The sequence below is a fragment of the Tepidimonas thermarum genome, from assembly GCF_007556705.1.
In the GTDB taxonomy this organism is placed as follows: Bacteria; Pseudomonadota; Gammaproteobacteria; order Burkholderiales; family Burkholderiaceae_C; genus Tepidimonas; species Tepidimonas thermarum.
In genome coordinates, this window is sequence record NZ_VJOL01000001.1 from 102490 (window position 1) to 114792 (window position 12303).

A 12303-nucleotide genomic window follows, 5' to 3' on the forward strand; every position below is an offset into this window, starting at 1 on the left:
GGTTTGGACGCGCCCGTGCTGGCCCGGTCCCGTCCGCCGCAGCGCCCACCAGCCAACGCCAAGCGGCGCGCGACCAGGGGGCTCGCAGGACAGTCACCGAGTGGTACGGACGGTCTGGGTAAACCTTGGGATTATAGCCCGCCCGCTGCGGCTGCCGCGCTGGCGTGCAGGCAGATGGCCGCCGCCGCGGCGACGTTGAGCGACTCTTCGCCACCGGGCTGGATGATGCGCACCGTCTGCGCCGCCTGCGCCATCAGCGCCGGGTGCACGCCCTGCCCTTCGTGCCCCAGCAGCCACGCGCACGGCCAGGGCAGCCGCGCGGTGTGCAGCCAGTCGCCCTGGTGCGAGCTGGTGGCGATCAGCGGCACCTGCAGCGCCGCCAACGCCGCGGCGTCCAGCCCTTCGATGAGCGAGAGCCCAAAGTGCGCCCCCATGCCCGCGCGCAGCACCTTGGGCGACCACAGGGCCGCCGTGCCGCGCAGCGCCAGCACCTGCCGAAAGCCAAAGGCTGCCGCGCTGCGCAAAATCGAACCCACGTTGCCGGGGTCCTGCAGCCGGTCGAGCACCACCGTCGGCACGCCCGCCTGCACACCCCCAACGGCGGGCAGCGCCACCAGACACGCGATGGGTGCCGGGGACTCCAGCGTGCTGAGCTGCGCCATCAGCGCCTCGCTCAGCGTCCACACCGGCACCTCGGGCGCCAGGCCGGCGTCGCGCTGCCACGCCTGCACCAGTGCTTGCGCAGCCGGGCTGGCCACCACCACCTGCGGCTGCCAGCCGCGCGCCAGCAACGCCCGGCACAGATGGTCGCCCTCGACCCAAACCACCCCTTCGCGCCGGTACGCGCTGCCGTCGTGCACCAGGCGGCGCAAGCGCTTGACGCGCGGGTTGTCGCGCGAGGCGATAGGGGGCGCCTCGGGGGCTCGGTTCATGCCGCCTCCCTCGCTGGTGCGCGCTGGGCCGCGGCCACAGGCGCAAAACTGCGCCGGTGCCACGGCGTGGGCCCGTGGGTGCGCAGCGCCTGCACATGCTGCGCCGTCCCGTAGCCACGGTGGCGGTCGAAACCGTACGCGGGATAGGCCGCGTGGGCCTCGTCCATCAGGCGATCGCGCGTGACTTTGGCAAGGATCGAGGCCGCCGCGATCGCGGCCACGGTCGCGTCGCCCCGCACCACCGCCTCGGCGCGCACGTCCAACACCGGTAGGCGGTTGCCGTCCACCAGCACCAGCGATGGGCGCAGGCGCAACCCCGCCACGGCGCGCTGCATGGCCAGCAGCGTCGCCTGCAGGATGTTGAGACGGTCGATCTCCTCCACACTGGCCACGCCCACCCCCACGCACAGCGCGCGGGCGCGGATCGCGTCGTACAGCCGTTCGCGGCGCGCGGCGCTAAGCGCCTTGGAGTCGGTGACCCCTTCGATCGGATCCTGATCGTCGAGGATCACCGCCGCCGCCACCACCGGCCCGGCCAAGGGGCCGCGACCGGCCTCATCCACCCCCGCGATCAGCCCCTCGCCGCCCCAGTCGAAGGCATACTGGTGCGCCGCTGCGGCGCCCGTCAGGGGCGCGCCGGTGCGTCGGGTGGTGCGCGTGCGCATCATGCCCCCTGTGCGCGCCCAGCCGTGCGCGCCGTCGTGCGCTCGAGCAGCGGCGCAATGGCCTGCACCGCCAGCGCCGCCGTGTCGCGCCGCAGCGCCGCATGCATCGCGTCAAAGCGCGCCAGCACGCGCGCACGCCGCGCTTGGGCTGCCGCGTCGTCGGCCAGCCACGCCAAGGTCTCGCACGCCAGTGCTTGCGGGCTGGCGGCCTCCTGCAACAACTCGGGCACCAGGCGCTCGCCCGCCAGGATGTTGGGCAGGCCCACCCAAGGCTGGCGCATCTTGCGCCGGGTGATCCGCCAGGACAGCCAGTGCATGTGGTAGGCGATGACCATCGGTCGCTTGAACAGGGCGGCTTCGAGCGTGGCGGTGCCGCTGGCCACCAGCACGGCGTCGCAGGCCGTCAGCACCGTGTGCGACGCCCCCCGCACCACCGTGATCCACGCCGCCACCGGGCTGGCGGCCACGCGCGCGCGGATCTCGGTCTCCAGCGCCGGCACGGCCGGCAGCACAAAGCGCAGCGCCGGCCGTTCGCGCAGCATGAGCGCGGCCGCCGCCAAAAAGCGTGGCAACAGGTGCTCGACCTCGGCACGCCGGCTGCCGGGCAGCAGCGCCACCACGGTGGTCGCCTCGTCCAGCCCCAAGCGCGTGCGCGCCGCGGCCCGGTTGGGGCGCTCGGGCACCAGCGCCGCCAGAGGGTGCCCGACGTACGTGGCGGCAATGCCGTGTTCGGCCAGCAAGGCCGGCTCGAACGGAAAGAGGCACAGCACGTGGTCGCAGGCACGCCGGATCAGCGCCACGCGCTCGGGGCGCCAGGCCCAAATGGCCGGCGCGACGAATTGCACGGTGGGTATGCCCGCCGCGCGCAGGTCGGCTTGCAGCGCAAGGTTGAAGTCGGGGGCGTCGATCCCGATGAACAGCGCGGGCGGCTCGGCCAGCAAGCGCTCGCGCAGCCGGCGGCGGATGCCGACGATCGCGCGGTAATGCCGCAGCACCTCCACATACCCGCGCACGGCCAGGGTGTCGCTGGGCCACCAGGCGTCCAGGCCTTGCTCGCGCAGGGCATGGCCACCGATGCCGCAGGCCTGCAGACCCGGCCAGGCCTGGCGCAAGCCGCGCAGCAGCTGCGCCCCCAGCCAGTCGCCAGACGCCTCGCCCGCCACCAGGGCCACGCGTGGCGCGCTCGCCGCCGCGGTCGGGGACATCGGGGTCGTCAGGACCATGGGCGCTCAGCGCACGATGCCGCGTTCGGGATGCACCGTGGTCAGAAACGCGCGCATCAGCGCCACGTCCGCCGCGGCCTGCGGGTACCGGGTGGCCATCGCCTCGATGCGCTCGATGGCTTGCGCCAGCGGCAGACCCTCACGGTAGAGCGCTTTGTGCATGGCTTTGACGGCGGCGATGCGCTCGCTGCCGAAGCCGCGCCGGCGCAACCCCTCGAAGTTCATCGAGCGCGCCCGCGCCGGCTGGCCCTGCGCCATCACGAACGGCGGCACGTCGGCAAACAACAAGGCGCACATGGCGGTCATGGCATGGGCACCGATGCGCACGAACTGGTGCACCACCGTAAAGCCCCCCAATATCGCCCAATCCCCCACCTGCACATGGCCCGCGAGCTGGGCGTTGTTGGCAAAGATGGTGTGGCTGCCCACGATGCAGTCGTGCGCCAGGTGGGTGTAGGCCATCATCCAGTTGTCGTCACCCAGGCGCGTCACGCCCCCCCCCTGCACCGTGCCGACGTGGTAGGTGCTGTATTCGCGGATGGTGTTGCGGTCACCAATGACGAGCTGGCACGGCTCGCCACGGTATTTTTTGTCCTGGTTGGGCAGCCCCAGGCTGACAAAGGGGAAGATGCGGTTGTCGCGTCCAATCGTCGTGTGCCCCTCGATCACGCAGTGGGGCCCCACCGTGGTGCCGGCGCCAATGCGCACGTGCGGGCCCACCAGTGTGTAAGGCCCGATGTCGACATCGGTGTCGAGTTCGGCCTGGGGATCGACCAGGGCCGTCGGGTGGATGCGGGCCATCGCGGCGGCGCCCTCAGGCGATCGAGCGCATGGTGCACATCAGCTCGGCCTCGCAGGCGATCTCATCGCCAACGCGCGCCGTGCCACGGAACTTGAAGATGCCGGCCTTCATGCGCTCCAGCGTCACGTCCATGACGAGCTGGTCGCCGGGCTCCACCGGCCGCTTGAAGCGCGCGCCGTCGATGCCGGCGAAGTAGTACACGGTCTTGTCGTCTGGCGTCACGCCCAGCGTCTCAAACGCCAGCAGCGCCGCCGTCTGCGCCAGCGCCTCCAGCATCAGCACGCCCGGGAATACCGGCCGGTGCGGAAAGTGGCCGGTGAACACCGGTTCGTTGATCGTGACGTTCTTGAGCGCCCGGATGGAAACGCCCTTTTGCACCTCCAACACCCGGTCAACCAGCAAAATCGGGTAGCGGTGCGGCAGTTGCTTGAGAATCTGGTGGATGTCCATCGTCATGGTTGGTGGCGTCGTTCGAGGGCTTTGAGGCGCTCGCGCAAGGCGTGCAGCTGGCGCAGCGTGGCGGCGTTCTTCTCCCAGCTGCGATTGTCGTCGATCGGAAAGATGCCGCTGTAGTGGCCGGGCTGCGTGATCGAGCGCATCACCACCGACGCGGCCGAGATGTGCACGTGGTCGGCCAGCTCCAAATGGCCCAGCACGATCGCCCCACCGCCCAGGGTGCAGTGCGCGCCAATGCGCGCCGAGCCCGCCACGCCCACGCAACCGGCCATGGCGGTGTGGCGGCCCACGCGCACGTTGTGCCCGATCTGGATCAGGTTGTCGAGTTTGACACCGTCTTCGAGCACGGTGTCGCCCAGCGCCCCGCGGTCGATGCAGCAGTTGGCGCCGATTTCGACATCCGCGCCGATGCGCACCGCGCCGAGTTGCTCGATTTTTTCCCAGGCCTTGCCGTGGGCGCCCGGCAGGTCGTACGGGGCGAAGCCAAAACCATCGGCGCCGATGATGGTGCCGCCGTGCACGATGCTGCGCGCGCCCAGGGCGCAATCGAACCCCAGCACGACATGCGCGGCCAGGCGCGCATGGGCGCCGACGCGGGCACGCGCCTCGACCACGCTGTGCGCGCCGATCTCGGCGCCAGCCTCCACCACCGCGCCGTCTTCGATAACAGCGAAGGGGCCGATGGTGGCGTCCGGGTGGACCTGGGCGCCGGGTGCGACCCAAGCACTCGGGTGCACGCCCGCGTGCCGCGGGCGCGGCTGCACGTGGCGCCGCCACCACTGGGTCAGGCGCGCGAAGGTAAGGTACGGGTCGTCGCACGCCCAGGCGGTCCAGCCCACCGCCGGGGGGTGGGGGCGCGCCAGCGCATCGGCCACGCAGTCGGGCGGCACGATCACCACGCCGGCGCGGGAGTGCGCCAGCGCCGCGCGGTAGCGCGGGTGGGCCACGAAAGCCAGCGACTCTTCGTCCGCCTCGGCCAGCGGCGCGATGCGCGTGACCCGGCGCTCCTGCGTGCCATGCAAAACGCCGCCCAGGGCGGCGTGCAAATCGGCCAGGCGTGCGCTCACTTGCTGGCGTTGAGGCCCGAGATCACCTTGTCGGTGATGTCGTGTTTGGGCGCGATGTAGACCGCCTCTTGCAGGATGAGGTCGTACTTTTCGGATTCGGCGATCTGCTTGATGACGCGGTTGGCGCGCTCGATGACGGCCTGCAGCTCTTCGTTGCGGCGCTGCGCGAGGTCCTCCTGGAATTCGCGGCGGCGGCGCTGGAAGTCACGGTCGAGCTCGGCGATTTGGCGCTGCCGCGCCGCACGCTGCGACTCCGACAAGGTGGGGGCGTCTTTTTCGAGCTTTTCGGTGGCCTGGCGCAGCTGCGTGCCCAGCGCGTCGATTTCGCGCTCGCGGCGCGAGAACTCCTGTTCCAGGCGCGCCTGGGCGGCCTTGGCCGCCTGCGAGTCGCGCAGGATGCGCTCGGTGCTCACAAAGCCAATCTTCAAGTCCTGCGCAAGGGCGGCGCTGCTGCCGATGGAGGCGGCAGCACAGGCCGCCACGAGCGCCCAGCGGGCTCCCCAGGTCCGGGTCAGGTATTTCATCAGAAGGCGGTACCGATCTGAAATTGGATGGTTTGCGTCTTGTCACCGGCCTGCTTGCGCACCGGCTTGGCAAACGCGATTCTAAGCGGCCCCACGGGCGAGATCCAGCTGATGCCAATGCCCGCCGAGGCGCGCAGGTCGGTGAGCGTAAATTTTTGATCCGGGGCGTAGACGTTGCCGATGTCGAAGAAGCCGAACATGCGCAGCGTGCGGTCGTTGCCGGCACCGGGGAACGGCGTGATCAGCTCGGTGTTGAGCAGCACCATCTTGGTGCCGCCCAGGTACGCCTTGTCGTTGCTGTTGCTGTTGGTCAGCGCGCTTTGCAAACCCAGGGTGCCCTGCTCGAACCCGCGCACCGACCCCAGCCCGCCACCGTAGAAGTACTTGAACAGCGGCATGGGCTTGCCGCCCAGCCCCTTGCCCCAGCCCGCTTCGGCGTTGAACGCCAGCGTGAACTTGCGGTTGAGCGGGATGTACTGCTGGTACTGGGCGCTGGCCTTGACGTAGCGGGTGTCGCCGGCGACGCCCAGCTCGCCGTTGGCGCGTTTGAGCGTGCCCTGCGTGGGCACCAGCGCGCTGTCGCGCTCGTCGCGCGCCCAGCCGACCGTCAGCGGCACCGACAGCGGCGAGGAGCCAAAATCGCGAATGAAAACGTTGTAGGCCTCCGGCATGCGGTCGCCCGGCTCGATCTTGGTCTTTTCGACGCCGATGCCGAAATAGACGGTGTCGGTTTCGGTAAACGGCACGCCAAAGCGGATGCTCGCCCCGGGCGTGACAAGCCGGTAGTCGCCATCCTGCGCGTCGAGCGGCCGCGTGGTGCGGTAGTACACGTCGAGCGTACGCGAGACGCCGTCATCGGTGAAGTACGGATTGGTCGTGCTCAGCACGAACTGCCGGTTGAACTTGCTCGTGTTGACGTTGAGGCCCAGGTAGTTGCCGGTGCCAAAGACGTTTTCCTGCTGAATACCCGCCAGCAGCGAGAGCTTTTCGGCCTGCGAATAGCCCGCCCCGAGCGTGAGGTTGCCGGTGGGCTTTTCGACCACGGTCAGCACGAGGTCCACCTGATCGGGCGCGCCCGGCACCTCTTGCGTGTCGATGCGCACATCGGTGAAAAAGCCCAGCCGGTCCACGCGGTCGCGCGACAGGCGGATCTTGTCGCTGTCGTACCACGCGGCCTCGAGCTGGCGAAATTCGCGCCGTATGACTTCGTCGCGGGTGCGGTTGTTGCCTTCGATGTGGATGCGGCGCACGTAGGCGCGCCGCGACGGCTGGCCACGCAGCACGACGGTGACGCGGTTGCGCTCGCGGTCGATTTCCGGCACCGCCTCCACGCGCGCAAAGGCGTAGCCAAAAGCGCCGTAGAGGTCGGTGAACGCCTTGACGGTTTCGGCCACCTGCTCGGCGTTGTAGGCCTGCCCGGGCTGGATGCGCACGAGCGACTGGAACTCCGCTTCTTTGCCGAGGAAGTCCCCCTCGAGCCGCACCGCCGACACCGCGTAGCGCTGACCTTCGGTGATGTTGATGGTCAGCGTCAGCGACGACTTGTCGGGCGAGAGCGCCACCTGGGTCGAGTCGATGTTGAATTCGAGGTAGCCGCGCGTCAGGTAGTACGAGCGCAGCGCCTCGAGGTCGGCGTTGAGTTTGGCGCGCGAGTAGCGGTCGCTCTTGGTGTACCAGCTCAGCCAGCCGCCGGTGTCCAGGTCGAACAAATCGAGCAGCGTCTTTTCCGGAAACGCCTGGGCCCCGACGATGCGGATGTCGCGGATCTTGGTCACGTCGCCTTCGACGACGTTGAAGTTGAGGTTGACGCGGTTGCGCTCGATCGGGGTCACGGTGGTGGTGACCTGCACCGCGTACATGCTGCGGTTGAGGTACTGGCGCTTGAGCTCCTGCTCGGCGCGGTCGGCCAGCGCCCGGTCGAACGGGCGGCCCTCGGTCAGCCCGATGTCACGCAGCGCCTTGCGCAGCACCTCGTTGTCGAATTCCTTGACGCCCGTGAAGCTGACGTCGGCCACCGTCGGGCGCTCCTCGACGATGACGACCAACACGTCGCCATCGACCTGCAGCCGCACGTCGGAAAACAGCCCCAAACCGAACAGCGCGCGAATCGCCGCCGCACCCTGCTCGTCGGAATAGGTGTCGCCGACGCGAAACGGCAGCGAGGCGAACACCGTGCCGGGCTCGACCCGCTGCAGGCCCTCGACGCGGATGTCACGAACGGTGAAGGGATCGACGGCCCAAGCGGGCAGCGACGTGACCAACGCTGCCAGCAAGGCGCGGGCGCGCATGCGCCAGGGGCGCTCGTGTGATGGTTTCATGCGATACGGGTCTGCCCGGGGTCAACCGAGCAATCGGGCAAGATCGTTGAAGAGCGCCAGCGTCATCAGGGCCACGAGCAGTGCCACGCCACCCCGCTGCAGCCGCTCCATCCACACCTCGGATGGCGGGCGGCCGACCAGCGCCTCCCAAAGATAATACATCAGGTGCCCCCCGTCCAAGACCGGCAGCGGCAACAGGTTGAGCACCCCAAGGCTGACGCTGACCAGGGCCAGGAAGGACAGAAACGGCAGCCACCCCAAGCGGGCCGACTGGCCTGCATAGTCCGCAATCGTCAGCGGACCGCTGAGGTTGCGCAGCGACGCCTCACCCAGCACCATCTTGCCCAGCATTTGCAGCGACAGCGCCGACACCTCCCAGGTGCGCCGCACGCCCTCGAGCAGCGCATCGAGCGGACCCAGCGCCACCGTCGTCATCGCGGGTGCGGCGCCAATCATCGCGCCGACCCGACCCACCCAGGCGTCGCCTCGCCGCTCGGCGCGCGGCGTGACCTGCACGTCCAGCGTCGCGCCATCGCGCTCGATGCGCCAGCGCTGCGGTGTCGCCCGGCCCTGATCGTCCACGGCAGCGCGGATGCGCGCGCGCAGCTGCTGCGCGTCCACCATCGGCTCGCCGTCCACGGCCAGCACCCGGTCGCCGCTGCGCAGCCCCGCCTCGGCCGCGGCACCGTCGGGCAGCACCTCACCCACCTGGGGCGCGGACCAGGGCGCGACGATGCCGATGCGCTCGAACAAGCGGGCATCGACATCGCTGACCCCCAGCGAGGACAGCGGCAGCACCACTTCGCGCCCCGGGGCCTGCGGGCCATCGGCCAGCCACACCCGCAGGTCCTGCCCATCCAGGGCCGCCTGGGTCAGGCGCCAGCGCAGCTCGTCGAACGAGCGCACGGGCTGCGGATCCTCGGCGGGCATGGCCGCCGCGCTCACCCATTCGCCGCCACGGATGCCGACACGCTCGGCCAGCGAAGCGGGAGTGGGGCTGGCCAGCACCGGCTGCGCCTGCGGCACGCCCCACCAGGCCACGAAGGCGTAGAGCGCCACCGCCAGCACCAGGTTGGCCGCCGGCCCTGCCGCCACGATGGCCGCGCGGCGGCGCAGGGGCTGGGCGTTGAACGCAAGGTGGCGCTGTTCGGGCGCCACCGGCCCCTCGCGCTCATCGAGCATGCGCACATACCCGCCCAGGGGCAGCGCAGCAACCACGAATTCGGTGCCGGCGCGGTTGCGCCAGGTCCACAGCGGCCGGCCAAACCCGATCGAAAACCGCAGCACCGGCACGCCGCAGGCCACCGCCATGCGGTAGTGACCCCACTCGTGCACCGCCACCAAAATGGCGATGGCCAGCAAAAACGACAACACGGTCAACATCACGGTCCTTGGTCGGCGTCACAGCGGCAGGCCAACGCCCGAGGGCCTCAGCGCACCGTCCAGCGGCGCACGTGCTCGGCAGCGCGGGCGCGCGCCTCGCGGTCGATGGCCAGCACATCGTCGAGCGTCGCCGGTTTGGAGGGAGCATACGCCTCCAGCGTTCCGCGGTTGACCGCGTGGATGCGGTCAAAGCGCAGCCGCCCGTCCAAAAACGCCGCCACGGCCACCTCGTTGGCAGCGTTGAGCACGGCGGTCGTGCCGGGCGGCGCCTGCAGCGCCTCCCAGGCCAGAAACAAGCCCGGAAAACGCTGGCGCTGCGGCGGCTCGAAGGTCAGCGCGCCCAGCGTGGCAAAGTCCAGCGGCGCCGCACCGGAGGCGATGCGCTCGGGCCAGCTCAGCCCATAGGCGATGGGCACACGCATGTCGGGCGTGCCCAGCTGCGCCACGATGGAGCGGTCGCGGTACTGCACCATCGAGTGCACAACGCTTTGCGGATGGATGACGACCTCGATGTGTTGCGGCGCAAAGCCAAACAGGTAGTGCGCCTCGATGACCTCGAGCGCCTTGTTCATCATCGTGGCCGAGTCCACCGAGATCTTGCGGCCCATGACCCAATTGGGGTGCGCGCACGCCTCCTCCGGGGTGACGCGGTCCAGCGTCGCGGGATCGCGCTGGCGAAACGGCCCACCCGAGGCCGTGAGCACGATTTTTTCCACGCGCTGCGGCCAGGTGAGCGGGTCCTCGGGCAGCGCCTGGAAAATCGCCGAGTGCTCGCTATCGATGGGCAGCAGGCGCGCCCCACCGGCGCGCACCGCGTCGAGAAACACCTCGCCACCGACGACCAGCGCCTCCTTGTTGGCCAGCAGCAGCCGCTTGCCCGCGCGCGCGGCGGCCAGGCACGGCGCCAAGCCCGCCGCGCCCACGATCGCCGCCATCACCGTGTCCACGTCGGGGTGTGCCGCCACCTCGACCAGCCCGTGCGGCCCGGCCAGGGCCTTGGTGGGCAAGCCGCGCTGGCGCAGTCCCTGCGCCAGCGCCTCGTACTGCGCGGCGCCAATGACGGCCCAGCGCGGCCGAAAGCGCTCGCACAGCGCCAGCAGGGCGTCGACCTGCCGCTCGGCGCTGAGCGCCACGACCTCGAAGCGCTGCGGGTGTTGGCTCACCACGTCCAGCGTGTGGGTGCCGATCGAGCCCGTGGCCCCCAGCACCGCGATGCGCTGACGCGGGGGACGGGGTGCGCGGTCGTAGGGGTGATCCATGCGTCAACCAATTGCAAAAGGTGCGATGCCGCTGCCTGGGATTCCGTCAGGCCAACCACGTGTGCAGCGCCATCACCGCCGGCAGCACCGGCAGCAGCGCGTCGATGCGGTCGAGCACGCCGCCATGCCCGGGCAGCAGCCCGCTGGAATCCTTGACGCCGGCGCTGCGCTTGACGAGCGACTCGAACAAATCCCCGGCGACGCTGGCGGCCGTCAGCAGCAGCAAGGCGGACAGCGCCAGCGGCACGCCCTGGGCCCACAACCGGGGATACAAGCCATCCGCACCCGGGAGCCAAGCGCGCTCCACGGCCGTCCACAGCTGCGCCAGCACCAGCACGGCCAGCGCGCCGCTGAGCGCGCCTTCCCAGCTTTTGCCGGGGCTGATGCGCGGCGCGAGCTTGTGCCGCCCCAACGCTTTGCCGCCGAAGTAGGCGGCGATGTCGGCCACCCACACCAGCAAAAACGCACTGAGCAAGGCGCCCAGGCCGCGCGCGTGCAGGCTGACCAGCGCCCACCATGCAGCCCCCAGCACCAGCGCCCCGAACACCAGCCGCACCATCCGCGGCCAGCGGCCCCAGGCCTCGACCCCTTGGCGCAGGGCCAACACCAGCACCACCGCCCACAGCGCCGTGATGCCCCACCACACCGCCGCGGGCCACGGCGCGTGGCCCCAGCGCCACCACAGCACAACCAGCCCCACGGCCAGCGCCGCCCCGCCGACCCGGGCGGCGCGTGGGCCGGCGCCGTTGAGGCGGCACCACTCCCAGCCGGCGGCCGCCATCAGGGCGCCTGTCACGAGGGCAAAGGGCCACGGGCCGGGATAGACCATCGCGGGCAGCAGCACCAGCAGCAGCAGCACCGCCGTGATCACACGCAAACGCAGCATCGTCGTCCCATCGGGGCGCTGGCAGCGGCTCACGCCACCTGCGCGGCCTGCACCTGTTCGGGCGTGCGCCCAAACCGCCGCTGACGCTGCGTATAGGCAGCCAATGCCCGGTCGAACTCGGCCTCGTCGAAGGCGGGCCACAGCCGGTCGGAGAAATACAGCTCGCTGTAGGCGAGCTGCCACAGCAAAAAGTTGCTGATGCGCTGCTCGCCACCGGTGCGAATGACCAGATCCGGGTCGGACACGTGGGCGAGCGCCAGTGCCCCGGCGAGCGCGGCTTCGGTGATCGGCTCGCCACGCGCGGCCAGCGCCTGCGCGGCCTGGACGATGTCCCAACGCCCGCCGTAGTTGAAGCACACGTTGAGAACCAGCCGCTCGTTGCCCGCCGTGCGCCGCTCGGCTTCAACCATGCCGGTCACCAGTTCCTCGGGTAAGCCGTCGCGCGCGCCCACCACATGCAAGCGCACGCCCGCATCGGCCAGCCGCGGCACCTCGTCCATCAGGGCCTGGATCATCAGCCGCAGGATGGCGCTGACCTCATCGGCGGGACGGCTCCAGTTCTCCGACGAGAACGCAAACACCGTGAGCACGCGCACGCCGCGCTCGGCACTCCAGCCGATGACGCGCCGCAGGGTTTCCATGCCCGCGCGGTGCCCCGCCACCCGTGGCAGCAGCCGCTGCCGCGCCCAGCGCCCGTTGCCATCCATGACGATGGCCACGTGCGCCGGCACCCCGCCTGGGGTAGCGGGGACGGGTTCGCCAGCGGCGGCCGGAGGATGGGCCATGCG

The 12303-nt window shown here is 70.4% G+C and carries 12 protein-coding genes; all 12 read right to left on the reverse strand.

Features of this window, described 5'->3' with window-relative positions:
* Positions 1 to 131: 131 nt before the first annotated feature.
* From Tther_RS00470 to uppS, 12 genes are read right to left on the reverse strand one after another with little or no spacing between them, the layout of a single operon-like run.
* On the reverse strand, positions 132 to 932 hold the full coding sequence (locus Tther_RS00470) for a TrmH family RNA methyltransferase (protein WP_143899745.1): 801 nt from the start codon (positions 930 to 932) through the stop codon (positions 132 to 134).
* On the reverse strand, positions 929 to 1597 hold the full coding sequence (gene rnhB, locus Tther_RS00475) for a ribonuclease HII (protein ID WP_143899747.1): 669 nt from the start codon (positions 1595 to 1597) through the stop codon (positions 929 to 931). Before rnhB ends, Tther_RS00470 begins: the two co-directional genes overlap by 4 nt.
* A complete protein-coding gene (lpxB, locus tag Tther_RS00480; protein WP_185974954.1) occupies positions 1597 to 2802 on the reverse strand; it encodes a lipid-A-disaccharide synthase in 1206 nt (401 codons plus the stop codon). Before lpxB ends, rnhB begins: the two co-directional genes overlap by 1 nt.
* 24 nt (positions 2803 to 2826) lie before the next feature.
* The gene (gene lpxA / locus Tther_RS00485; protein WP_143899749.1) at positions 2827 to 3621 is read right to left on the reverse strand and encodes an acyl-ACP--UDP-N-acetylglucosamine O-acyltransferase; all 795 of its coding nucleotides are present in this window, start codon (positions 3619 to 3621) and stop codon (positions 2827 to 2829) included.
* 13 nt (positions 3622 to 3634) lie between these two features.
* Positions 3635 to 4072, reverse strand: coding sequence for a 3-hydroxyacyl-ACP dehydratase FabZ (fabZ, locus tag Tther_RS00490; RefSeq protein WP_143899895.1), 438 nt, complete (start codon positions 4070 to 4072; stop codon positions 3635 to 3637).
* A gap of 2 nt (positions 4073 to 4074) precedes the next feature.
* Positions 4075 to 5145 (reverse strand): UDP-3-O-(3-hydroxymyristoyl)glucosamine N-acyltransferase, encoded by a 1071-nt coding sequence (lpxD, locus tag Tther_RS00495; RefSeq protein ID WP_143899750.1) that lies wholly within the window; start codon positions 5143 to 5145, stop codon positions 4075 to 4077.
* On the reverse strand, positions 5142 to 5669 hold the full coding sequence (locus tag Tther_RS00500) for an OmpH/Skp family outer membrane protein (RefSeq protein WP_143899752.1): 528 nt from the start codon (positions 5667 to 5669) through the stop codon (positions 5142 to 5144). Before Tther_RS00500 ends, lpxD begins: the two co-directional genes overlap by 4 nt.
* Positions 5669 to 7987, reverse strand: coding sequence for an outer membrane protein assembly factor BamA (gene bamA / locus Tther_RS00505; RefSeq protein WP_143899754.1), 2319 nt, complete (start codon positions 7985 to 7987; stop codon positions 5669 to 5671). The genes Tther_RS00500 and bamA overlap by 1 nt, the downstream gene beginning before the upstream one ends.
* 21 nt (positions 7988 to 8008) lie before the next feature.
* Positions 8009 to 9373 carry an RIP metalloprotease RseP gene (gene rseP / locus Tther_RS00510; protein ID WP_143899756.1) on the reverse strand — a complete coding sequence of 455 codons (1365 nt, stop codon included), beginning with the start codon at positions 9371 to 9373 and terminating at the stop codon, positions 8009 to 8011.
* A gap of 44 nt (positions 9374 to 9417) precedes the next feature.
* Entirely contained in the window at positions 9418 to 10629 is a 1212-nt protein-coding gene (locus Tther_RS00515; RefSeq protein ID WP_143899758.1) for a 1-deoxy-D-xylulose-5-phosphate reductoisomerase, read from the reverse strand.
* Positions 10630 to 10675: 46 nt separating this feature from the next.
* Positions 10676 to 11515 carry a phosphatidate cytidylyltransferase gene (locus Tther_RS00520; protein ID WP_143899761.1) on the reverse strand — a complete coding sequence of 280 codons (840 nt, stop codon included), beginning with the start codon at positions 11513 to 11515 and terminating at the stop codon, positions 10676 to 10678.
* A gap of 29 nt (positions 11516 to 11544) precedes the next feature.
* Entirely contained in the window at positions 11545 to 12300 is a 756-nt protein-coding gene (gene uppS, locus Tther_RS00525; RefSeq protein ID WP_143899763.1) for a polyprenyl diphosphate synthase, read from the reverse strand.
* Positions 12301 to 12303: the final 3 nt, after the last annotated feature.

Bases quoted from the DNA above. Each gene is read 5' to 3' on its own strand.
- Tther_RS00470 (WP_143899745.1), bottom strand. From the start codon at position 932: ATGAACCGAGCCCCCGAGGCGCCCCCTATCGCCTCGCGCGACAACCCG.
- rnhB (WP_143899747.1), bottom strand. From the start codon at position 1,597: ATGCGCACGCGCACCACCCGACGCACCGGCGCGCCCCTGACGGGCGCC.
- lpxB (WP_185974954.1), bottom strand. From the start codon at position 2,802: ATGTCCCCGACCGCGGCGGCGAGCGCGCCACGCGTGGCCCTGGTGGCG.
- lpxA (WP_143899749.1), bottom strand. From the start codon at position 3,621: ATGGCCCGCATCCACCCGACGGCCCTGGTCGATCCCCAGGCCGAACTC.
- fabZ (WP_143899895.1), bottom strand. From the start codon at position 4,072: ATGGACATCCACCAGATTCTCAAGCAACTGCCGCACCGCTACCCGATT.
- Tther_RS00500 (WP_143899752.1), bottom strand. From the start codon at position 5,669: ATGAAATACCTGACCCGGACCTGGGGAGCCCGCTGGGCGCTCGTGGCG.
- bamA (WP_143899754.1), bottom strand. From the start codon at position 7,987: ATGAAACCATCACACGAGCGCCCCTGGCGCATGCGCGCCCGCGCCTTG.
- Tther_RS00515 (WP_143899758.1), bottom strand. From the start codon at position 10,629: ATGGATCACCCCTACGACCGCGCACCCCGTCCCCCGCGTCAGCGCATC.
- Tther_RS00520 (WP_143899761.1), bottom strand. From the start codon at position 11,515: ATGCTGCGTTTGCGTGTGATCACGGCGGTGCTGCTGCTGCTGGTGCTG.
- uppS (WP_143899763.1), bottom strand. From the start codon at position 12,300: ATGGCCCATCCTCCGGCCGCCGCTGGCGAACCCGTCCCCGCTACCCCA.